The sequence below is a fragment of the Falsiroseomonas sp. genome (genome assembly GCF_051859025.1).
In the GTDB taxonomy this organism is placed as follows: Bacteria; Pseudomonadota; Alphaproteobacteria; order Acetobacterales; family Acetobacteraceae; genus Falsiroseomonas.
Genome location: NZ_JBHYGL010000001.1, coordinates 207,826 through 228,059 on the forward strand (window position 1 = coordinate 207,826; position 20,234 = coordinate 228,059).

Consider the following 20,234-nt stretch of genomic DNA (forward strand, 5'->3'; position numbering starts at 1 on the left):
CATGCGCGACGAAGCGGCGACCGAGGCGGAGATCGTGGCGAAGGGCCTGACTGCCCCGCGGCTGACGCCGGACCAGATCGACGGGGCCATCGCGGCGGAGGCGTATCACGTCTTCCCCGGCACCACGCTCACCGTGTGCTGCCTGACGCTGCGGAACGGCTTCTGCGTGACCGGTGAAAGCGCGGCGGCCAGCCCGGAGAACTTCGACCAGGCCATCGGCCGCCGCATCGCCCGGGAGAATGCCCGGGCGAAGATCTGGGCGCTGGAAGGCTACCTGCTGCGTGAGTTTCTGTCCGGCCGTCGGGTTCGCTGAGATTTCTGTGGACAGAGGCGCCATCGGGCATGACGCGGCCGGGCTGCTCCATGTAGGCCGGCTGGGTGCGCCGGATAGGCTGGCGCACCCACGAAAGGCTCTCATCATGCCGACTAAGCGCGACCTCGATGTAGCGTCACTCGCCGAACGCTTTGGGCTGCTGCCCGGCCGGGCGATGGAGCTTTGTGCGTCCATGGCGCCGATGACGGGCTATCTGGCCGTCGAGGCGGTGTTCCTGACCTCCACAAACCTGGTGCGGGTGGGCATCTACCCGGACGACAGCAAGGTCGCTCGCCGCATCCCGGAAAGCGAAGCGCCGCTCTACCTGGCCTTCCACCTTTGGATGGAGGCTTGGTGCGCGCACGGGCAGCGGGGAAGCCAGTCCGCAGAATTCCGGGTTGGGTATGGCACAGTGGAAGCTCGGCTGACCGTGGAGCCGCTTCCGGACGACATTCAGGACGAGGACTTCCCAGCCGGATGACCCCCGCCATTCCCCTCTTCGCCTATCAGCGCGCCTGGTTCCTGGACCGCAGCCGGTTCAAGCTCGGCATGTTCGCCCGCCAGACCGGCAAGACCTTCACCACCACGCTGGAGATCGTGGACAGCTGCATCGAGGCGGCGGCGCAGGGCACGCGCGAGCGCTGGGTGATCCTGTCGCGCGGCGAGCGCCAGGCGAAGGAAGCGATGGACGAGGGCATCAAGCGCCACGCCGCCGCCTATGGCGCCGCCTGCCAGGCCATGGACTACGACTGGGTGGGGGAACAGACGCGGGTGCGGGCGCTGGAGGTGGATTTGCCGAACGGCAGCAAGATCACCGCCCTGCCGGCCAACCCGGACACCGCCCGCGGCTTCAGCGCGAACGTCTTCCTGGACGAATTCGCCTTTCACCAGGACAGCCACGCGATCTGGAAGGCCCTGTTCCCCGTCATCTCCAATGGCTGGCGCCTGCGCATCACCAGCACGCCCAACGGCAAGGGCAACAAGTTCTACGAACTGGTGACGGGCCAGGACGCCACCTGGTCCCGCCACATCGTGGACATCCACCGCGCCGTGGCGGATGGCCTGCCTCGGGACGTGGAGCAACTGCGCGCCGCGATCAACGACGACGACGCCTGGGCCCAGGAATTCGAACTGCACTGGCTGGACGAGGCATCGGCCTGGCTGTCCTTCGACCTCATCAGCGGGGTGGAGCATGAGGACGCCGGGCGGCCGGAGCTGTACCAGGGCGGCCCGGTCTTCGTCGGCGTCGATATCGGCCGGCGCCGGGACCTGTTCGTCATCTGGGTGTGGGAACAGGTGGGGGACGTGATGTGGTGCCGGGAGATCGTGGAGCTGAAGGGCGCCACCTTCGCCCAACAGGACCGCGCCCGCGACCAGGTCTTCGACCGCTACCGCGTGATCCGGTCCGCCTGGGACCAGACGGGCATGGGTGAGAAGCCGGTGGAAGACGCCCAGCGCGCCTACGGCACGACCCGCGTCGAAGGCGTGCTGATGAACGGCGCGGTGCAGCTGCGCCTGGCGACGCTGGCGAAGGAAGCCTTCCAGGACCGCCGCGTGCGTATCCCGGCCGGACGGCCGGCGCTGCGGGCGGACCTGCACAAACTGAAGAAGGAAGTGGGCGCCACCGGCGTGCCGCGCTTCGTGGCGGAGCGCGATGCGAACGGCCACGCGGACCGGGCCTGGGCGTGCTTCCTCGGCCTCGGCGCCGCCGACACGCCGCCGGCGCCGATCGAGTTCCAGACCGTCGGCCAGGGCCGCGCGGCCGCGCCGATCGTGCGGGACTTCATGGGCGGACTGGACGGCTGGGGGCGATGATGCGCGGTCGCGCCACCCCCCAGCCCCGAAACGCGCCCGTTCATACCCGTTTGAAAGGGGCTGAGCGGCTCCGGGGCGATTTCGTGCGCCATCGGAGCGCCCGGCGCCCCACGGGCCTCTGCGGCCAGAAAATCGGCCTTCGCCGGACAAGGGGGCACTGACGTGTCGGACAGCATCGAACAGGCCCCCGCGCCGGCCGAGTTGGCGCGCGAAGTCGCCACCATCGGGACCGACCCGAACCGCTGGCACTACGGCGACAAGATCGCGATCGAGGACCCGATCATCCAGTCGCGCGGCCAGGCCAAGCGCCTGGCCCTGTATGACGAGCTGGAGCGGGACCCGCAGGTGGGGTGCGAGCTGGGCAAGCGCCGCATGGCGTTGCTCGGCCGGGAATGGTCCGTCCATGCCGGGGCGGAGAATGACAGCCGGGCCGAACAGGCGCGGGACCTGGTCGAGCGCGCGTTGAAGGGCAGCAAGTTCAACCAGGCGGTGGAGAAGCTGCTGGACGCCCTGCTGAAGGGCGTGGCGGTGGCGGAGGTGATGTGGGTGATCCGGGGGCGGGAGATCATGCCCGCGGAGCTGCGCGGCCGGGACCCGCTGCGCTTCGAATTCCGGCTGCCGCCCGCCACCACGCCGACGCGCCTCCAGGACGCCCCGCCGCCCGTCGCGGATCTCCGGCTGTTGACCAAGGCGTCTCCGTCGATCGGCGAAGCGGTGCCGCCCCGGAAGTTCGTGCTGCATCGCTTCGGGTCGAAGTATGAGCACCCCTGGGGCCTTGGCCTGGGGTCGCGGCTGTTCTGGCCGGTCTTCTTCAAGCGGCAGGGGATCGGCTTCTGGCTGAGCGGGCTGGAGAAGTTCGGCCAGCCCACGGCGCTGGGCCGCTATCCCAATGGCACGTCGGAGCCAGACCAGGCGAAGCTGCTGGCCGCCCTGCAGGCGATCGCCAGCGAAGCCGGCGTGGCGATCCCGGAGGGGATGGCGGTGGAACTGCTGGAAGCGAAGCGCAACGGCACCTTCGACGGCTATGAGAAGCTGGCCCGCTACATGGACGAGGACATCAGCAAGGTCGTCCTCGGCCAGACGCTGACCACCAGCCAGGGCAGCAGCGGCAGCCGCGCGCTGGGCCAGGTGCACAATGAGGTCCGGCTGGAACTGACCAAGGGCGATGCGGATCTGCTGTCCGACACGCTGAATGGCAGCCTGGTTCGCTGGATCGTGGACTTCAACCTGCCGGGCTACGCCGCGCTGGGCATCCCCTATCCGTCCGTCTGGTGGGATGTGTCGGAGCCGGAGGACCTGGTCGCGCGGGCGGAGCGGGACACCAAGGTCAAGGGCCTCGGCTACAAGCCCACGCCCGAATACATCGAGGGCACCTATGGCGAGGGCTGGGTGCCCGACCAGGCACCGCCGGATGAGCCGCCGCCGACGGTGCCACCCGGCGACAACCTGGCCGCGATGTTCGCGGAGGCCGGCACGCGGGCCCGGGCCAGGATGGGCGGCCAGGTGCCGGAGGTTGCGCTGGCCGAGCAGCTGGGCGCCGCGGCCGCGCCGGAGACGGATGCCTGGCTCGATCGCATCGCCGGCGTCGTCGCCGGCGCCGCCAGCCTGGAGGACGTGGCGTCCGGCCTGCTGAAGCTCTACCCGAGCCTGGCCACCGCCGGGTTGGCGGAGGCGATGTCCCAGGCGCTGGCGGTCGCGCAGCTCACCGGGCGCGCCGAGATCGCCGATAACCTGGCCGCCTGATGTCGGGCGCGATCAACGGGGGCGTCGCCTTCACGCAGCAGGCCGATGCGCTGCGCCAGCGCCTCGGCACGCTGCTGCCGTCCGATCGCTGGACGGACACGCTGGGCGAGGTGAACAACTGGGGCTTCGCCGTCGCCGGCGCCAAGAAGGACAGCCTGCTGCAGTCCATCGGCCAGGCGCTGCTGGAGACGATGCAGGACGGCCGCGATGTGCGGCACTTCCAGCGGCAATTCGCCGCGATCGTGACCCGGGAGGGCTGGACCTATCGCGGCCCGATCGGGTGGCGCGCCCGGGTGATCTTCGAAACCAACCTCGGCCAGTCCCGCGAAGCCGGGAAGTGGCGCCAGATCACCGAAGCGCGGGCAGCGGGGCGGGATCTGTGGGTGCGCTACGTCGCCACCATGGATCTCGCGACGCGGCCGGAGCACGCGGCCTGGAACGGCACCATCCTGCCGCCCGAGCATCCGTGGTGGCGCACCCATAGCCCGAAGAACGGCTGGGGCTGCCGCTGCACCGTGCTGATGGTTTCCCCGGGCATGCTGCGGCGTGAGGGCTGGAAGGTCAGCGACCAGGCGCCGCCGGTCGAGATCGAGGACCGCACCATCAACACCGCGGCCGGCCCGCAGCGGGTGCGCGTGCCGAAGGGCATCGACACCGGCTTCGGGCACAGCCCCGGCCAGCGGCCGATGGATGCGCTGGTGCCGCGGCCGGCGGGTGAGCATCCGCTGGTGACGCTTGGTGACATGACCGCGGGCGATGCGAACGCTGTCCCGAGGATCTTCGGAACGCCGTCTCCGGTGCCGCCGCCGCCAGCGCCGCGCGTCGTGCCGCCACAGAAGATCCTGCCGGGTGATCTGCCGGCGGAAGAGTATGTGAAGCGCTTCCTTGCGGAGTTCGGCGCCGCGCCGGGCAAGCCCGCCCTGTTCCGCGATGTGCTCGGCGCTGACGTGCTGATCAGCGAGGAGATGTTTCGCGATCGCCGGACCGGGGATCTGAAGGTCACCAAGCGGGGCAGAGCGCCCACGATCCTGTTGGCAGCCCAGGCGTTGCTGGACCCCGACGAAGTCTGGACATCGCTGGATGTCACCGGCGACGGCAAGGGCGGCCAGCGCGTTCGCCTGCTGCGATACTACCTCGCATGGTTCACGACGCCCGACCGCCGCCGCACTGGCTTCGCCCTGTTCGAGCAGGGGATCGGCACCTGGCGCGGCGTGACCAGCTTCGAGCCGAGCGCCGGCGAAGACGAGCGCAAGGGCCTGGCCTATCTGGAGCGCCAGCGCCGCGGCGTGCTGCTGTTCAGGCGGGGGGAGTGACGGGCGGGGGAACTGGGTGGGGCCCACCCTCTCCGCGCGGGGATATCTGTGGCCGGGCCCGGCATTGGTCCTTCGCGGGGGCCCGCCCGTCCGCCCCAAGATAGGCGTTCGGCTGACAGCTGTCAGCGTATAATCACGGGTGCCTGAACGCCACGGTGCCGATCCTGAACAGGGATCGCAAGGGCACGTGGCCAAGCAGATCGAAATTTTCCGCCCCGGCCGGCACACCCCGATGTCCGGGGGCGCGCTGACCTTCAGCGAGGCCGACATGGCCGCGACCGTCGCGGCCTATGACCCGGCGGTGCATGAGGCGCCGATCGTCGTCGGCCACCCCGCGCATGATGGCCCGGCCTATGGCTGGGTGGCCGGGCTGGAATTCACCGACGGCGTGCTGCGCGCCGAGCCGCGCCAGGTGGACCCCGCCTTCCAGGAGCTGGTCAACGCAGGGCGGTTCAAGAAGGTCAGCGTCACCTTCTACGCCCCGAACAGCCCGTCCAACCCCAAGCCGGGCGCCTACTACCTGCGCCATGTCGGCTTCCTCGGCGCGCAGCCGCCGGCGGTGAAGGGGCTGAAGTCCGTTTCCTTCGCCGATGGCGAGGAAGGGGTCGTCGAGTTCTCCGAGGGCTACGCAATGGGCGCCGTCGCGCGCCTGTTTCGTGGCTTCCGGGAGTGGATGATCGGCACCCAGGGCCAGGAAGCCGCCGACAAGGCGCTGCCCGCCTGGGACATCGAGCAGCTGGCGGCGCAGGCCGCCGTCGATCAGGCGCGGGAAGTCATGCCCGATCCGGCCCCCGCGCCCGCCTTCACCGAACAACCCACCAAGCCGGAGGTGCCTGACGTGGCCACCCAGAATGCGGGCGGCCAGCCGTCCGCGCGTGAGGCTGAGCTGGAAGCGGAGGCCCAGCGCCTGCGCGACCAGGTCGCCCAGTTCGCGGAGCGTGAGGCCGCCGGCCGCCGCGCCGAGGATGCCGCCTTCTGCGAGCGCCTGGTCGCGGATGGCCGCCTGCTGCCGGCCGTGCAGTCGCTGGCGGTGGGCCTGCTGGCCAAGCTGGATGGCGCCGATGCCGTCAGCTTCGCGGAGGGGCGCGAGGCCGAAACGCCGCGTGACGCGCTGCGCGCCCTGCTGTCCGCCCAGCCCAAGGCCGTGGAGTTCCGCGAGATGGCCGGCGGCGGAGGCCCCCGCAAGGGCGGCCCCGAAGACCCGCACGCGATCGCCGCCGAGGCGGTCGCCTTCCAGGAAGCCGAGGCCAATGCCGGCCGCCATGTCTCGACCGCCCAGGCGGTCGCCCACGTCCGCGCCCAGACCGGCGCCGCAGGAGCCTGAGCCGTGAGCAATCCCGAACTCATCAAGAATTTCACGGCCGGTGGCGCGATCGCTGCCTACCGCCTCGTCCGCCTGTCCGCCGCCGATACGGTGGTGCAGGCGGCGGCCGCGACCGAACCGCTGATCGGCGCGACCATGGATGTGGCGCCCGTCAGTGGCGAGCGCACCGATGTCGTCATCAACGGCATCGCGCTGGTCGAGGCCGGCGGCGCGGTCGCGCTGACCAACCTCGTCACCTCCGACGCCACCGGCCGCGCCGTCGCCGCCGCGCCGGCCACCGGGGTGAACAACCGCATCATCGGCGTCCCGCTGGAAGCGGCGGTCGCCGCGGGCGACATCATCCGGGTGCTGCTCAGCCCCGGTTCCCTCCAGGGCTGATCAGGAGCATCTGACGTGGCAACCACTGCCTTTCCGGTCAATCCGGAACTCACCGCCATCGCCATCGGCTACCGCAACCGCGATGTGGACCTGATCGCGGATCGCGTGCTGCCGCGCGTCACCACCGCGAAGCGCTTCAACTACCGGCGCTATCCGGCCGGCGAGGCCTACACCGTCCCCAGCACTCGCGTGGGCCGGAAGTCCGACCCCACGATGGTGGACTTCAGCGGGACGGACGCGACGGACGAGTGCATCGACTACGGCCTCGACGACATGATCCCGAACGATGAGCAGGAGGCATGGAACAGCATGCCGAAGGCTCCCGGCGCGGTTTCGCCGATGGCGAAGTCCACGTCTCTGCTGACCGGGCTTATCCTGCTGGACCGCGAGATCCGCGTGGCGAACACGGTCTTCGCGCAGGCGACCTATCCGTCCACGAACCGCACCGTGCTGTCCGGCGCCAGCCAATGGTCCGACTTCACCAACGCCAACCCGCTGGACGCCATGCTGGCGGCGCTGGACATCCCGATCTTTCGCCCGAACGTGGCGGTCTTCGGCCAGGCCACCTGGACGAAGGTGCGCCAGCACCCCCGGGTGATCCAGGCGGTCTACGGCACCGCCCAGACCGGCGGCGCCATCAGCAAGGATCAGATGGCCGCGCTGCTGGAAGTGCGGGAGGTCGTGGTCGGCGCCGGCTTCGTCAACACCGCGCGGCGCGGCCAGACGCCCACCATCTCGCGCGTCTGGGGCAAGCACGCGGCCTTCCTGTACGTGTCGGAGGAACAGGCGGCGGCGGACCAGCCCACCTTCGGCTTCACCGCCCAGTGGGGTTCCCGGATCGCCGGGTCCATCGCCGCGCCGCGCGCCGGCCTGCGGGGCAGTGAGATCGTCCGCGTCGGCGAGAGCGTGAAGGAGGTCATCGCGGCCGCCGACAGCGGCTACTACTTCGAGAACGCGGTCGCCTGATGGCGAAGGCCCCGAAGGCGGCGGAAGCCGCCAGCCCCGCCCCGCCGGTGGACGCCGCGCCACCGTCGGCGCCGGAGCCCGTGGACGCCGCGCCACCGCCGGCGCCGGAGCCCGTGGACGCCGCGCCACCACCGGCGCCGGAGCCCGTGGTCACGCGTGGCACCCTCGACGTCATCATCCTGCAGCCCGTGAGGCACGACAACGAAGACCTGGTCATCGGCCGGAGCTACACGATCGAGGCCAAGGCCGCCCAGGCGCTGATCGATTGCGGCGCGGCCGAGGAAGGCGACTGATGTTCCCCGTGGACCCCGCCGCCCCCACGCCGATCGAGCGTGCCGCCGCCGCCATCCAGGACGCGCCCGTGCCGGCGATCGGCCGCATCGTGCTCTACGCGCCGACGGCGGCGGAGCGCGAGGGGCGTGGCAGCGCGGACTACTACCCGGCGGTGATCACCCGCGTGTGGTCGCGGGACTGCGTGAACCTGCATGTCCTGGCCGATGCCGGCCCCGCCTTCGCGGTGACGTCCGTGAACTTCTTCCTGCTGCCGGCCGAGCGCACCTGGCGCTGGCCACCGCGGGCCTGATCATGCCCTACGCCACCCAGGCGGACCTGGTCGCGCGCTTCGGTTCCACGGAACTGGCGCAGCTCACCGACCGGACCGCCGGCACCACGATCGACGCGGCCGTCGTCTCCGCCGCCCTGGCGGATGCGGACGCGCTGATCGAAGGCTACCTGGCGCAGCGCTACGCCCTGCCGGTGGCGCCCGTGCCGGCCATGCTGCTGCGGGTGGCGGCCGATGTGGCGCGGTACATGCTGCACGGAAACGCGGCCAGCGACGCCGTGCGAACCGCCTATGAAGACGCCTTGAAGGTGCTGCGCGATCTGGCCGATGGCCGGGCCGCGCTGCCCGGCGCCGCCGCCGCCCCCGCCGGCGCCACGCCCGCGGCCGCCGGCGGTGGGCGCGTGCTGGTCAGCGCGCCGGACCGCGTCTTCGCCCGGGCCAGCCTGCCGGACTACTTCGGATGATCGGCGGCACGACGATCGAGGTCGATGACCGCCAGGTGAAGGCCGCATTCGCGCGCCTCGCCGCGCGGGCTGTGGACCCGGGCCCGATCCTGGATGAGATCGGCGACAACCTGACCGAGATGCGCCGCGCCCGCTTCATTCGAGGCCAGGGGCCGAACCGCGTGCCCTGGAAGGCCAAGCGACCGCGCAAGGATGGCAAGAACCTGCCCCTGGTGGTCAGCGGCCGCCTGCGGGACACGCTGGCCTGGCAGCGCGAAGGTGATGCTGTGCTGATCGGCAGCGACCTGCCGTATGCCCGCATCCACGAACTGGGGGGCGAGATCACGCAGTACGCCTATTCGCGCAAGGTGGGCTTCCGCGCCGGCACCGTGCGTGGCCAGCAGCGCCAGGTCTTCGCGCGGCGGCAGGATGCGACGAGCTTCAAGCCCGTCACCTATGGGGAGCGGCTGATCAAGATCCCCGCCCGGCCCTTCCTCGCGCCGGATGCCGAGGACACGGCCGAGATCCAGGATATCGTCGATCGCCAGATCCAGCGCGCCATCGGCGGTGCCGCATGATCCAGCGCCTGGTCATTGCGCGCCTTCGCGCCACCATGATGCCGCCGCTGAAGCTGGTGGAAGGGCTGGGCGAATTCAGTGCGCTGCAGGCGCCGCCGCCCGATGCTCTGCTGCCTGCGGCCTACGCCATGCCGATCGCCAGCCTCGGGGGCGCGAACAACCTGGCCGCCGGCGGCTTCCGCCAGCGGGCGCAAGAGACCTTCGCCGTGGTGCTGCTGCACCGGAACCTGCGGGATGCGCGGGGTGCGGCCGCCGCCGTCGATCTCTCCGAAACGCTGATCCCCGCGCTACGCGCCGCCCTGCTGGGCTGGGTGCCGGCGGCGGGCTGGGAACAGGTCGAGATGCGGTCCGGCCGTCTGCTCGACATCGAAGACAACGTGCTGGCCTGGCGGGAGGATTACGTCACCGCCTGCCAGCTGCGCATGGCCTGAGGGGGCACCATGGAAGGCGGCGGCAGCTACATCATCCAGGCGGATGGCACCCGCGTGCGGGCGGAGGAGCCCACGCGGTCCCACCCCGCCGGCGACGCGCCACGCAACGCGGATGGCCAGGTGATCGGCTATGACGGCCTGCCCGTGGCCCAGTCGGCCGAGCAGACCGCCGCGCCACGCCGGCGCCGTCCGCGGGCCGTGCCCGCACCGGCGGCGCCCACCGATCCCGCGCCCGAACCGGCATCCCAGCCTGAGGAGGCCTGATCCATGGCCCGCTATTCGCACATGGTCGCGCTGGTGAAGCGCGAGACCACCTACGCCACAGACAGCGTTCCGACCAACACGGCCGACGCCGTCCTGTTCCAGGACGTGGAGTGGACGCCGATGGAGGCGGACCAGGTCGAGCGCCCGATGGTGCTGCCCTACTACGGCAACGATCCGGTCAGCCTGGTGGCCACGCGCAATAGGCTGGTGGGGTCCGTGGACCTTGCCGGTGGTGGCACCCCGCTGGGCACCGCGCCCCGCTATGCCGCCCTGCTCCGGGCCTGCGGCCTGGCGGAGGCGATCACCGCCACCACCCGCGTGGACTACACGCCGGTCAGCGGCGCTGAGGACAGCGCCAGCATCTACCACTTCCTGGACGGCACGCGGCAGCAGGGCCTGGGCGCCCGCGGCGACTTCAGCATCGAGATGCAGGCGCGCCAGATCCCGCGCATCCGCTTCGACCTGCAGGGCCTCTACGTCGCGCCCACGGCCGTGGCATTGCCGGTGCCGACGCTGACGGGCTTCCAGGCGCCGCTGCCGGTCAGCCAGGCCAACACGCCCACCTGCACGCTGAACGGCCAGAACGTCGTGCTGCGGCAGTTCCAGTACCGGCACGGCAACCAGATCGCGATGCGGGACATGCCCGGCAGCCGCGCCCTGCGGATCACCGGCCGCCAGCCCACTGCCAGCGTGACGATCGAGGCGCCGGACGGCCTGACGCCGAACTTCTTCACCTCGCTCGGCAGCCTGGTCGCCTTCAGCGTGACGCACGGCACGGTGGGCGGAAACATCTGCACCATCGACCTGGCCCAGTCCCGCCTGCTGAACCCGCGCTACAGCAACGAGGACAACATCGCGATGCTGTCCTTCGACCTGCGGCCCGAGCCCAGCAGCGCCGGCAACGACGAATTCCGCCTGCGCCTGACCTGAAGGAGATCCGCATGTTCGTTCTGCAGTCCGAGCCGCGCTGGACCTGGCCCGTGGTGGTCAAGCATCCCGGGGCCGATGGCGCCCTGGCGGAGCACCGGTTCAGCGCCGTGTGGCGCCTGGTCCCGAAGGAGGACCGGGAGCGTCTGGGCCTCACGGAAGACGGCACGGACCAGCTGCTGCGTCAGTCCATCGTCCAGGTGAATGACGTGGTGGACGAGAACAAGCAGCCGATCCCGCACAGCGCGGAGCTGCTGGGAGCGCTGATCCGCAACCCGTGGGTCAGGCGGGGGCTGATCGACGCCTATGCCAACGCGCTGGCGGGCATGCCGCCCGCGGCCGCGGTGGGAAACTGAAGGCCGCCGCGCGGGCCTGGGCGAGTGCAGGGCGGCGCGGCGGCGATGCGGTGGACCTGGCGGCGCAGGCGGCGGGACTGGGCCTGCCCCCGGAAATGGCTGCGGCGCTGGCGGCATCGTCGCCAGCCGCGGCGCCCGAAGCATTCGAAGTAATGCCGGAGAACTGGGACGCGATGCGGTTGTTCCTGGCCATGGAGACGCAGTGGCGCCGCGCCGGCATGTCCGGCATCGCGACCGGGCTGGACTATGCCGTGCTGCGCCCCGTGGCGCGCCTGTGCGGCCTGGTCGTCGGCGCTGACCTGTTCGACCGCGTCCGCATCATGGAAGGCGCCGCGCTGCTGGCGATGGCGGAGGCAGCGGGCCGATGAGCGACCTTCGCCTTGTCCTTCGCATCACCGGCGATGGCAGCGGCCTGAAGGCCGAGATCGACGGCGCGAATTCGAAGATCGACGACCTCGGCAAGACGGGACGGCGCGTCGGCACCGATGTCTCGGCCGGGGCGCGGGAGGCTTCCCAGGGCGTCAGCGGCCTGACCGGCACCATCGTCAACGCGGTCGCGGCCGCCGGCGGGATGGCGACCATCAGCGGGGCGCTGCTGGCCATAGCGCGCGCCGGTGACAGCGCGACGCAGAGCCTGGCGCAGCTGCAGCAGGCCACCGGCAGCCTGGTCCGGGCGCGGGAGGTCTATGACGCGCTCTACAAGTCGAGCCTCCAGACCGGCGTGGCGGTGGCGGACAGCTCGGCCGCCTTCACGCGCTTCAGCATCGCGGCGCGGGAGATCGGCGCGACCTCCGACCAGGTGCTGCGCCTGGTCACCGGCCTCCAGCGCGCGGCGATCGCCAGCAATGCGAGCCGTGAGGAAGTGACCAGCGCCACGCTGCAGTTGGGCCAAGCGCTCGCTTCCGGCGTGCTGCAGGGCGATGAGCTGCGGTCGGTGCTGGAAGCCATGCCAGCGCTGGCGGAGGTGCTGGCGCGAGAGCTGGGCGTGTCGATCGGCGAGATGCGGAAGCTGGGGAGTGAAGGCCAGCTGACGGCGGACCGGGTTTTCCCGGCGCTGATCCGGGCGACCGAGCAGCTCGGCCAGCGCATGGAGCAGGCGCCCCTGTCCATGGGCCGTGCCCTCGGCCAGCTGACGACCGCCACGCAAGGCTTCCTGGCCAAGCTGGATGAGGCCGTGGGCCTTTCCACCCGCATTGCGCAGGGCCTTTCGACCGCGGCTGGCGCGCTGGAGCGCATCCGGCAGGGTGGCGGGCTGCTGACGGATGCGGAGCGCCTGGCGCAGCGGCGCGTAGAGGTGCAGCGCCTGGGCAATGAGCTGGGCCAGCTCGAAGCCGGATCCACCGGCGGCGATGAACTGCGGGCGCAGGTCCGGCGCGGCGTGATCCGCCCGGGGGCGGTGGGCGCCGCCGCCGCGAACAGCGACATCGCCTATGAGCAACTGCTGGGCATCACGCGCCAGGAATACTTCCGCGCGGTCGAGGAACTGGACAGCGCCGAGCGCGCCTCCACCGTCGCGCGCATCGAGGAGCGGGATCGCGCGGAGCGCCAGGCGGCTGACGCCCGGCGCACCCGATCGACGACCGAGATCAATGAACTGCGCGAGACGCTGGATCGGCGCCTGCGCATCCAGCGCGATGCGGCCGAGCGCGAGAAGACCATCACCGACGGGATCGATAGCGGCGCCATCTCCCCGGGTGTGGGCGCCGCGCTGCGGGAGCAATCCGCCCGCCAGCTGCGGGAGGACCTGGCCAAGCTGGACGAGCGGCCGGCCGCGCGTGGCGGTGCCCGCGGCGACGATGGCGTGGCCGCGACGCTGCGTGACCTGCGGGAACTGAACGCGGAAGGCCGGCGGCTTGAGCAATCCGTGCGCACGCCGCTGGAGACGCTGAGCGCTTCGACCGCTGAGTATGCGGAACTGCTGCGCGCCGGCGTCATCAGCCAGGAGACGTACAACCGCGCGCTGTCCCGCGCCGGGGAGCAGTACCGCCGCACGCTGGTCCCGGACGAGGAATTCGAGCGGAACAACCGCGCCTTCCAGGAACTCGGCCGGATCACCGAAGGCACCTTCGACAACGTCGGCCGAGCCATTACCCAGGCTGCCGTCCAAGGGCAGGATGGGTTCCGCGACCTCAACCGTGTCGGCCTGGCTGTCGCGTCCGAACTGACCCAGGCTTTCGTAAAGCTGGCGCTGCTGAACCCGATCAAGAATGCCCTCGGCATGGGCAATTCCAGCACGCTCATGGATGTCTTCAGCGCCATCGGCGGCAGCTACCGGTCCGGCACGGGCGCCTTCTACGGTTCGGGCCCCAGCACGATTGACGCCTCCGGCGGCGGCTTCCTGTTCCATACCGGCGGCGTCGCGGGGCATGACGCCGCCCCGTTCCGCGCGGCACCGCCCGCGCTGTTCAGCAACGCGCCGCGCTACCACGCCGGCGGCGCGGTGGGGCCGGACGAAGTGCCGGCCATCCTCCGCCGGGGGGAAGGCGTCTTCACGCCGGAGCAGATGGCCCGCCTCAGCCCCGCGGGCGGCGGCGGCCAGACCTTCGCACCCACCATCCACTTCACGGGCAATGCCGGGTCGCCCGAGGATCGCGACGCGCTGATCCAGGGCATGCGGGCGCTGTGGCTGCAGGATCTGCGCGGGTCCGTCCCGGGCATCGTCACCGCCGCCAAGGGCAGCCTGCGCCAGGATGTGCAGCGCATGGGCATGGATCGCGCCCTGGGGACCGTGGCATGACGATCCTCACGCCGCCCGCCGTGTTCCTCAGCCCGTCCTCGCTGACCCTGGCGCCGATCGCCAACACGATGAGCGGCGGCCGCAGCCCGCTGGATGGGACGGAGCAGACGCTGGCGCTGCCCGGCAGCCGCTTCGGCGCCAGCCTGGGCTGGTCCGGGCTCGGCCAGGATGAATGGCGGCCGCTGCTGGCCTTCATCACCGCGCTGGGCGGCACCGCCGGCCGCTTCGCCTGGGCGCCGCCATTGCCGCGCCGTGCTCTCGGCGTTGCTGGCCGCACGAACATGGTCCCGAACGGGCAGTTCATCGGCGCCGCCACCGGCACGCCGGGTACGCCCGGCACGGGCTGGACGCTGAGCGGCCTGGCCGGTGGCAGCCTCGCGATCAGCGGCGTCGGCGTGGATACGGATGGCGCCGCCTATGCGGATGTCACCGCCTCCGGCACCGCGGCAAACTCCTTGGTCGCGCGACTGGAGATGTCCCCCGGCGCCGCGGTCGCCGAAGGACATGTGATGAGCGTGGGCACGACGCTGCAGTTCGTCGGCACACCCACCAACATCACTCAGGTCACAAGCCGCATCGCCTTCTTCACGGCAGGCGGTGCCGGTATCTCCGAAGTCGCTTCCATCACCACCACCGCCCCGCTTTCCAGCGCCACTCGCCGCACCGCCACAGGGCCCGCGCCTGCCACCACCGCCACCGCCCGCCTTAGGATCGACGTGCGCACCAACGTGGGCGCGACCTACCTGGTCACGCTTCGGATCAAGCAGCCGCAGCTGGAGCGCGCTGCAGCCGCCAGCCCCTACATCGCCACCAGCGGCAGCCCTGCCACGGTCCTCGAAGGCCCCTTCGTGGTCGCGGCCACAGCCGCCGGCAGCACGGTCGCGCTCCGGGGCTGGGCGGCGCAGGCCGATGCGGTGCGGGCAGGCGACCTGGTGTCCTGGGTGGATGCCTCCGGCCGTTCCCGGCTGCACATGGCAACCGCCGATGCGGTGGCGGCCGAGGACGGGACCTGCACCCTGGCCTTCGCGCCCCCGCTTCGCCGGGCATTGGCGGCCAACACCGCCGTGAGCTTCACGGCACCCACCGCCATATGGCGCCTCACCCAGAACCGCAACCCGATGGAGCTGGTCCGCGGCCTGGTGGCCGGCGGGACGCTGGAGATCGAGGAGGCGCTGCTGTGACGCGCGGGCTTGGCGCGGCCGCCGAAGCGGCCATCCAGCAGGACAGCGTGGCCACGCTGACGGCCGTGGAGGTGCTGTTCGGCAGTGGCCCGGTGCGGCTGGTGAACGGCCTGTCGCCCATCGTGATCGAGGGCGTGGAGTACCAGCCCGCCGGCATCCTCGGCAGCGTCAGCACCATCGCGGAGAAGGCGGAGCTGTCGAGCGCGGGGATCAGCCTGTCCCTGTCCGCCATCCCGCCGGATGTGGTCGCCATCGCGATGGCGGAGCCCTACCAGGGCCGGCGCGTGACGGTGTGGGAAGTGATCCTGGACCTGGACACGGGCCTGGTTGTGCAGGCGGAGATCGCCTTCCGGGGCCGCGCCAACCAGATGAACATCGAGCTGGGCGAGCTGGCGACCATAGAACTGACGGCGGATGACCGCCTGGTGGACATGGATCGGCCCAACCTCAGCCGGTACACGGATGAGGACCAGAAGCGCCGCTTCCCCGGCGACCGTGGCTTCGAATTCGTCGCGGCGACGGCGGAGAAGGATGTCGTCTGGCCGTCGCGGAGCTTCGGGACGTGACGGATCGCGTGGATCTGCCGCGGCTGCAGGACTGGCCTGAACGGCTGGCGGAGCTGGTGGAAGACAGGCGGCATGCCCCCTTTCGCTGGGGCGGCCATGACTGCGTTCTGTGGGCGGCGGACGCGGTGCTGGCTTGCACCGGCCAGGACCCGGCGGCGGAATGGCGCGGGCGCTACGCGACCGAGGCGGAGGCCGACGCCATCATCGGCACCGCGGGCGGGCTGGCCGAACTGGTCGCCAGGGCCCAGGCGCAGCGTGGCGCCGGGGAGTGCGCTGTGGCTCACGCCCAGCGCGGGGACACGGCGCTTGTCGAGTACGGCAACACCCTCATGATGGGGGTGGTACTGGGCGACCTGGTCGCCGTGCCTGGCCTGAACGGCCTCGTCTTCCTAAAGCTGCGCGCCGCCCGCCGCGCCTGGGTGACCTGATGCCGGCGATCATTCCTGTCGTAATCGCGGCAGCTGCAAGCTACGGCGCATTTGTGGCCTTGGGCGCGACCGTGACACTGCTGAGTGCTGTCGTCGTGACTGCGGTAGGCGCGATCGCGGCCTACGCAACCAGTGCGCTGATGAACCACGTCACCGGCGCCAACAAGAAGCGTAGCGCCGGCGGACTGACGATAGACGCGCAGGACCGCACCCAGTCCATCCGCCAGGCCGTCGGGCCGCGCCGCATGGTATATGGCCGCGCCCGGGTCGGCGGCACGTTGGTCTACGTGGCCAGCAGCTCCCGGAAGGTCGAGGATCTGCCCACGAACATCTTCGGGCAGCCGCAGGGCGCTGATGACCTGCGCTATCTGCACCTGGTCACGGTGCTGGCCGGCCATGTCATCGACGGGGTCGAGGGCGTCTACATCAACGACCAGATCGTCTACCGCAGCGAGCTGGACGGGGACGGCATGGTCTCCAACGACGCCAGCCCCTTCAAGGGCAAGGTCCGCATCCGGATCTACGATGGCCGGCAGACGACGGCGGACCGCTTCCTGATGGCCGAAAGCCCGGATGGATGGTCCGCGGATCACAAGCTGCTGGGTTGCGCCTACCTGTACGTCCGGCTGGAGTACGACCCGGGGGTTTTCCAGGGCGGATTGCAGAACATCGCCGCCCTGGTCCGTGGCAAGGCGGATATCTGGGACCCGCGCACGGGCGCGTCCGGCTACACCACCAACTGGGCGCTTTGCGTGCTGGACTACCTGCGCAGCCCGATGGGCATGGCCTGCGGGGATGATGAGATCGACCTGCCGAGCTTCATCGCCGCCGCGAACCTGAGCGACGAGAAGGTCCCGATCGACATCCTGGTCTTCCAGCCGCGCTACACCTGCGACACGACCTTCACCGTGGACCGCACCCGGCGCGAGATCCTGGGGGACATGCTGACCGGCGGCGCCGGCGTCCTGCCCTATGTCAAAGGCCGGTACCGGCTGGAAGGCGCGGCCTACACCGCGCCCACTGCCACCCTGACCGTATCCGACATCGCCGGGCCGGTGAAGGTCACGACGCGGCCGCCGCTGCGGGACCTCTACAACGGGGTCAAAGGCACCTTCATCGACCCTTCAAAGGGGTGGCAGGCGGCCGAGTTCCCCGCCGTGACAGCCCCGGTCTATGAGGCCGAGGACGGGGAGCGCCTGTGGCGGGAGATCGAGCTTCCCGTGACCATCGACCCGATCCGCGCCCAGCGGCTGGCGAAGCTGGAGCTGCTGCGCGGCCGCGACGCGCTCTCGATCGAGGTGCCCCTGCAATACCGCGCTTTCCGCTTCGCGGTGCGCCAGGTGCTGTCCGTGACGATCGACTACCTCGGCCTGGCCGCCAAGCCGATGCGCATCATCGAATGGAGCTTCACCAAGTCCGCCGGGACGGTGAACGTGGTGCTGAAGGAGGACAATGCGGCCTCCTACGCCTGGTTCTTCTTCGACGCGACGGTGCCCGCGCCGGTGCCGGATACCACGCTGGTGTCCCCCTACAACGTGCCCGCCCCGGCCGGCTTGGCGATGGCGGAGGAGCTGTACGTCACGCGCGCCGGTACTGGCGTGCGAACCCGCGCCATCCTCAGCTGGTCGCCTGCGGCCCACCCCTTCGTCGTGGGCTATGACGTGCAATATCGGGCCGCCGGCGAGGAATGGCGGACCGCCGCGGGCACAGCGGGCGAAACCAGCACCATCATCCAGGACTTGGCCGAAGGCGCCTATGAATGGCGGGTCAGGGCGCGGACCGGCCTTGCCGGCGGCACCTGGGCGACGCTGGCCGCGCCGATCGGCGGCCTTGCCGCGCAGCCACCCGCACCGATCACCGGCCTCGGCATCCAGACCATCGGCGGGGTGGCGTTCCTGGCCTGGGACCAGCACCCCGATCTGGATGTGCTGGTGGGCGGGCGGATCGAGATCCGGCACACGCCGAGCACGAGCGGCGCAGTCTGGGCGGGGGCGACCAGCATCGGCACAGCGTTGCCCGGCACCTCCGCCTTCGCGACGCTGCCGCTCAAGCCCGGCACTTATCTGGTGAAGGCGGTGGATGCTGGTGGCCGGTATGGCGATCAGGCCGCCGCCATCAGCACCGACGCCGCCACCGCCCTGGCCTTCGCCAACCTGGCCACCCTCACCGAGCATGCGGCATTCAGCGGCGCCAAGACCGGAACGGTCGTCGTCAGCGGCACCCTGCGGCTTGGCTCGGGCGGGGATGTGGACGGCGTCTCCGACTGGGACAGCGTCCCGGACCTGGACGGGCTGGGCGGCGTCGCGGCGGCTGGCAGCTACGCTTTCAGCGGCGGCATGGACCTTGGCGCCGTGAAGGCGGTCCGCCTGACCAGCCGCATCAGGGCGACCGTGGTCAACCAGCTGGACCAGATCGACGGCCGCGCGGCGCCAATCGACGACTGGACGGATTTCGACGGCGCCGCCGGCGGCGAGGCCGATGCCTGGGTCGAATGCAGGACCACGCCGGACAACCCGGCCGGGACGCCCACCTGGTCCGACTGGCGGCGCGTGGATCAGGCCGAGGTCACGGCCCGCGGCATCCAGTGGCGCGCCCAGCTGCGGTCCTTCGACCCCGCTTTCAACATCCATGTCGCCGAGCTTTCGGCGACCGCAGACGAGGTGGTGTGATGCCCCAGCATGACCTGGACGTGGCCAATTCCAACGGCGCCGGTTTCCGGAGCGATTTGAACGGGGCGCTGGTGGCCCTCGGCTCCACCATGAAGGGGCCCACCCCACCGCCATCCCCCATTGCCGGCATGGCCTGGCTGGAAGACGACAGCCCCACCACCACCCGCTGGTCCCTGCGGTTCTACGACGGCGCGGGCTGGGTCTATGCCGGCGAGATCGATACCAGCAACGACCGGTTCATCCCGGCCGGGCTGTTCCAGCTGGGCGCCGCCGCGACCCCAGGCTTCGCGCCGGCCGGCGACCCGGATACCGGCATGTGGTCGCCGGGCGCCAATGTGCTGGCCTGGTCCACCAGCGGGGCGGAGCGGTTCAGGGTCGGCGCAACGGGGCTTTTCAGCATCGGCACGACCTCGGCAGCGGGCCTGCTGCACGTCGCCAACACGCTGCAGAACTCGCTGATTGCCCAGGTGCGGATCGAGAACGCCAACCCGTCCGGCAGCTTCGCCGAGCTGATGCTGCATGACGGCCGGGGCTCGACCGACCTCAAGCGCCAGGTGTTCCGGAACGTCCAGGGCGAGCTGCTCATCGGCACCGTGAATGACCTGGAAACCGTCTTCACCGAGCGGTGGCGCATGAATGCGACGGGGGCCATCCGCCACGGCAACCCGGCCCATCTGATGCGGTCCGATGAGCGCTTCAGCATCGTCGGACCGCTGGGCGCAAAGGCCGGTGCGAACAACACCCCCAGCCTGGTGGTTGGCACGCAGGACAACACCTTCCTGGCCGAGTTCTTCAATTCGGCCACCGCCTCGATCGGCAGTATCACCGCCGCCGGCGGAGGCACCGGCGTTTCCTTCAACACGACCTCCGACGAGCGCCTGAAGGAGGTGAAGGCAGGCGCGCGGCCGGATATCGATGCCCTGTGGGCCGCGCTGAGGCCGGAGATCGTGACGCGCATTGATGCGCCGGAAGCCGTGCCGCACCTGGCCTTCCTCGCGCAGCGGGTGGCGGCCGCCGTGCCGGACGCCGTCACCGTGGGGAGCGAGGCGGGGCCAGGCGATCCCGGCTTCGAGCCCTGGGCGGTGGATTATGGCCGCCTGACGCCGGCCATCATGGCCCTGCTGATCAGCCTGGCCGATCGGGTGGCGGTGCTGGAGCGCTATTTGGCGCCCGGGCCGTCGCTTGGTGGGCTGACGGATGTCAGCCTCGATCCTGCACCCCGCGCGCGCGAAGGCTGAGC

The 20,234-nt window shown here is 70.9% G+C and carries 23 protein-coding genes; all 23 read left to right on the forward strand.

Features of this window, described 5'->3' with window-relative positions; all coding sequences use genetic code 11:
- Position 1 precedes the first annotated feature (1 nt).
- On the forward strand, positions 2-313 hold the full coding sequence (locus tag ACTIE5_RS01110; protein ID WP_439547844.1) for a Gp49 family protein: 312 nt from the start codon (positions 2-4) through the stop codon (positions 311-313).
- A gap of 106 nt (positions 314-419) precedes the next feature.
- Positions 420-794 carry a hypothetical protein gene (locus tag ACTIE5_RS01115; RefSeq protein WP_439547845.1) on the forward strand — a complete coding sequence of 125 codons (375 nt, stop codon included), beginning with the start codon at positions 420-422 and terminating at the stop codon, positions 792-794.
- Positions 791-2,128 (forward strand): terminase large subunit domain-containing protein, encoded by a 1,338-nt coding sequence (locus ACTIE5_RS01120; RefSeq protein ID WP_439547846.1) that lies wholly within the window; start codon positions 791-793, stop codon positions 2,126-2,128. The genes ACTIE5_RS01115 and ACTIE5_RS01120 overlap by 4 nt, the downstream gene beginning before the upstream one ends.
- Positions 2,129-2,290: 162 nt before the next feature.
- The gene (locus tag ACTIE5_RS01125) at positions 2,291-3,871 is read left to right on the forward strand and encodes a DUF935 domain-containing protein (protein ID WP_439547847.1); all 1,581 of its coding nucleotides are present in this window, start codon (positions 2,291-2,293) and stop codon (positions 3,869-3,871) included.
- Positions 3,871-5,184 (forward strand): PBECR2 nuclease fold domain-containing protein, encoded by a 1,314-nt coding sequence (locus tag ACTIE5_RS01130; protein WP_439547848.1) that lies wholly within the window; start codon positions 3,871-3,873, stop codon positions 5,182-5,184. The genes ACTIE5_RS01125 and ACTIE5_RS01130 overlap by 1 nt, the downstream gene beginning before the upstream one ends.
- A 232-nt stretch (positions 5,185-5,416) precedes the next feature.
- Entirely contained in the window at positions 5,417-6,508 is a 1,092-nt protein-coding gene (locus ACTIE5_RS01135) for a hypothetical protein (protein WP_439547849.1), read from the forward strand.
- 3 nt (positions 6,509-6,511) lie between these two features.
- The gene (locus ACTIE5_RS01140) at positions 6,512-6,886 is read left to right on the forward strand and encodes a hypothetical protein (protein ID WP_439547850.1); all 375 of its coding nucleotides are present in this window, start codon (positions 6,512-6,514) and stop codon (positions 6,884-6,886) included.
- 15 nt (positions 6,887-6,901) lie between these two features.
- A complete protein-coding gene (locus ACTIE5_RS01145; RefSeq protein WP_439547851.1) occupies positions 6,902-7,852 on the forward strand; it encodes a hypothetical protein in 951 nt (316 codons plus the stop codon).
- Positions 7,852-8,145, forward strand: coding sequence for a hypothetical protein (locus ACTIE5_RS01150; protein ID WP_439547852.1), 294 nt, complete (start codon positions 7,852-7,854; stop codon positions 8,143-8,145). Before ACTIE5_RS01145 ends, ACTIE5_RS01150 begins: the two co-directional genes overlap by 1 nt.
- Positions 8,145-8,435 carry a hypothetical protein gene (locus tag ACTIE5_RS01155; protein WP_439547853.1) on the forward strand — a complete coding sequence of 97 codons (291 nt, stop codon included), beginning with the start codon at positions 8,145-8,147 and terminating at the stop codon, positions 8,433-8,435. The genes ACTIE5_RS01150 and ACTIE5_RS01155 overlap by 1 nt, the downstream gene beginning before the upstream one ends.
- A gap of 2 nt (positions 8,436-8,437) precedes the next feature.
- Positions 8,438-8,878, forward strand: a complete 441-nt coding sequence (locus ACTIE5_RS01160; protein ID WP_439547854.1) for a gp436 family protein — start codon at positions 8,438-8,440, stop codon at positions 8,876-8,878.
- The gene (locus tag ACTIE5_RS01165; RefSeq protein ID WP_439547855.1) at positions 8,875-9,435 is read left to right on the forward strand and encodes a phage virion morphogenesis protein; all 561 of its coding nucleotides are present in this window, start codon (positions 8,875-8,877) and stop codon (positions 9,433-9,435) included. The genes ACTIE5_RS01160 and ACTIE5_RS01165 overlap by 4 nt, the downstream gene beginning before the upstream one ends.
- A complete protein-coding gene (locus ACTIE5_RS01170) occupies positions 9,432-9,866 on the forward strand; it encodes a phage tail terminator protein (protein WP_439547856.1) in 435 nt (144 codons plus the stop codon). The genes ACTIE5_RS01165 and ACTIE5_RS01170 overlap by 4 nt, the downstream gene beginning before the upstream one ends.
- Positions 9,867-9,875: 9 nt before the next feature.
- Complete coding sequence (locus ACTIE5_RS01175; protein ID WP_439547857.1) at positions 9,876-10,130, forward strand: hypothetical protein; 255 nt, start codon at positions 9,876-9,878, stop codon at positions 10,128-10,130.
- Between the two features lie 3 nt (positions 10,131-10,133).
- Positions 10,134-11,060 (forward strand): phage tail tube protein, encoded by a 927-nt coding sequence (locus ACTIE5_RS01180; RefSeq protein WP_439547858.1) that lies wholly within the window; start codon positions 10,134-10,136, stop codon positions 11,058-11,060.
- An 11-nt stretch (positions 11,061-11,071) separates the two neighbouring features.
- Positions 11,072-11,413 carry a hypothetical protein gene (locus ACTIE5_RS01185; RefSeq protein WP_439547859.1) on the forward strand — a complete coding sequence of 114 codons (342 nt, stop codon included), beginning with the start codon at positions 11,072-11,074 and terminating at the stop codon, positions 11,411-11,413.
- 95 nt (positions 11,414-11,508) lie between these two features.
- Positions 11,509-11,781 carry a DUF1799 domain-containing protein gene (locus tag ACTIE5_RS01190; RefSeq protein ID WP_439548638.1) on the forward strand — a complete coding sequence of 91 codons (273 nt, stop codon included), beginning with the start codon at positions 11,509-11,511 and terminating at the stop codon, positions 11,779-11,781.
- Positions 11,778-14,150: a tape measure protein gene (locus tag ACTIE5_RS01195; protein WP_439547860.1), complete on the forward strand. Its 2,373-nt coding sequence runs from the start codon at positions 11,778-11,780 to the stop codon at positions 14,148-14,150. Before ACTIE5_RS01190 ends, ACTIE5_RS01195 begins: the two co-directional genes overlap by 4 nt.
- A complete protein-coding gene (locus tag ACTIE5_RS01200) occupies positions 14,147-15,331 on the forward strand; it encodes a hypothetical protein (RefSeq protein WP_439547861.1) in 1,185 nt (394 codons plus the stop codon). Before ACTIE5_RS01195 ends, ACTIE5_RS01200 begins: the two co-directional genes overlap by 4 nt.
- Positions 15,328-15,897, forward strand: coding sequence for a hypothetical protein (locus ACTIE5_RS01205; RefSeq protein WP_439547862.1), 570 nt, complete (start codon positions 15,328-15,330; stop codon positions 15,895-15,897). The genes ACTIE5_RS01200 and ACTIE5_RS01205 overlap by 4 nt, the downstream gene beginning before the upstream one ends.
- Positions 15,894-16,325 carry a DUF6950 family protein gene (locus tag ACTIE5_RS01210; RefSeq protein WP_439547863.1) on the forward strand — a complete coding sequence of 144 codons (432 nt, stop codon included), beginning with the start codon at positions 15,894-15,896 and terminating at the stop codon, positions 16,323-16,325. Before ACTIE5_RS01205 ends, ACTIE5_RS01210 begins: the two co-directional genes overlap by 4 nt.
- Positions 16,326-16,420: 95 nt before the next feature.
- The gene (locus tag ACTIE5_RS01215) at positions 16,421-18,994 is read left to right on the forward strand and encodes a phage tail protein (protein WP_439547864.1); all 2,574 of its coding nucleotides are present in this window, start codon (positions 16,421-16,423) and stop codon (positions 18,992-18,994) included.
- Positions 18,994-20,232, forward strand: a complete 1,239-nt coding sequence (locus tag ACTIE5_RS01220; protein ID WP_439547865.1) for a hypothetical protein — start codon at positions 18,994-18,996, stop codon at positions 20,230-20,232. Before ACTIE5_RS01215 ends, ACTIE5_RS01220 begins: the two co-directional genes overlap by 1 nt.
- Positions 20,233-20,234 lie beyond the last annotated feature (2 nt).

Bases quoted from the DNA above. Each gene is read 5' to 3' on its own strand.
- ACTIE5_RS01195 (WP_439547860.1), top strand. From the start codon at position 11,778: ATGAGCGACCTTCGCCTTGTCCTTCGCATCACCGGCGATGGCAGCGGC.
- ACTIE5_RS01190 (WP_439548638.1), top strand. From the start codon at position 11,509: ATGGCTGCGGCGCTGGCGGCATCGTCGCCAGCCGCGGCGCCCGAAGCA.
- ACTIE5_RS01220 (WP_439547865.1), top strand. From the start codon at position 18,994: ATGCCCCAGCATGACCTGGACGTGGCCAATTCCAACGGCGCCGGTTTC.
- ACTIE5_RS01165 (WP_439547855.1), top strand. From the start codon at position 8,875: ATGATCGGCGGCACGACGATCGAGGTCGATGACCGCCAGGTGAAGGCC.
- ACTIE5_RS01155 (WP_439547853.1), top strand. From the start codon at position 8,145: ATGTTCCCCGTGGACCCCGCCGCCCCCACGCCGATCGAGCGTGCCGCC.
- ACTIE5_RS01200 (WP_439547861.1), top strand. From the start codon at position 14,147: ATGACGATCCTCACGCCGCCCGCCGTGTTCCTCAGCCCGTCCTCGCTG.
- ACTIE5_RS01180 (WP_439547858.1), top strand. From the start codon at position 10,134: ATGGCCCGCTATTCGCACATGGTCGCGCTGGTGAAGCGCGAGACCACC.
- ACTIE5_RS01130 (WP_439547848.1), top strand. From the start codon at position 3,871: ATGTCGGGCGCGATCAACGGGGGCGTCGCCTTCACGCAGCAGGCCGAT.
- ACTIE5_RS01150 (WP_439547852.1), top strand. From the start codon at position 7,852: ATGGCGAAGGCCCCGAAGGCGGCGGAAGCCGCCAGCCCCGCCCCGCCG.
- ACTIE5_RS01175 (WP_439547857.1), top strand. From the start codon at position 9,876: ATGGAAGGCGGCGGCAGCTACATCATCCAGGCGGATGGCACCCGCGTG.
- ACTIE5_RS01185 (WP_439547859.1), top strand. From the start codon at position 11,072: ATGTTCGTTCTGCAGTCCGAGCCGCGCTGGACCTGGCCCGTGGTGGTC.
- ACTIE5_RS01135 (WP_439547849.1), top strand. From the start codon at position 5,417: ATGTCCGGGGGCGCGCTGACCTTCAGCGAGGCCGACATGGCCGCGACC.
- ACTIE5_RS01160 (WP_439547854.1), top strand. From the start codon at position 8,438: ATGCCCTACGCCACCCAGGCGGACCTGGTCGCGCGCTTCGGTTCCACG.
- ACTIE5_RS01120 (WP_439547846.1), top strand. From the start codon at position 791: ATGACCCCCGCCATTCCCCTCTTCGCCTATCAGCGCGCCTGGTTCCTG.
- ACTIE5_RS01170 (WP_439547856.1), top strand. From the start codon at position 9,432: ATGATCCAGCGCCTGGTCATTGCGCGCCTTCGCGCCACCATGATGCCG.
- ACTIE5_RS01110 (WP_439547844.1), top strand. From the start codon at position 2: ATGCGCGACGAAGCGGCGACCGAGGCGGAGATCGTGGCGAAGGGCCTG.
- ACTIE5_RS01115 (WP_439547845.1), top strand. From the start codon at position 420: ATGCCGACTAAGCGCGACCTCGATGTAGCGTCACTCGCCGAACGCTTT.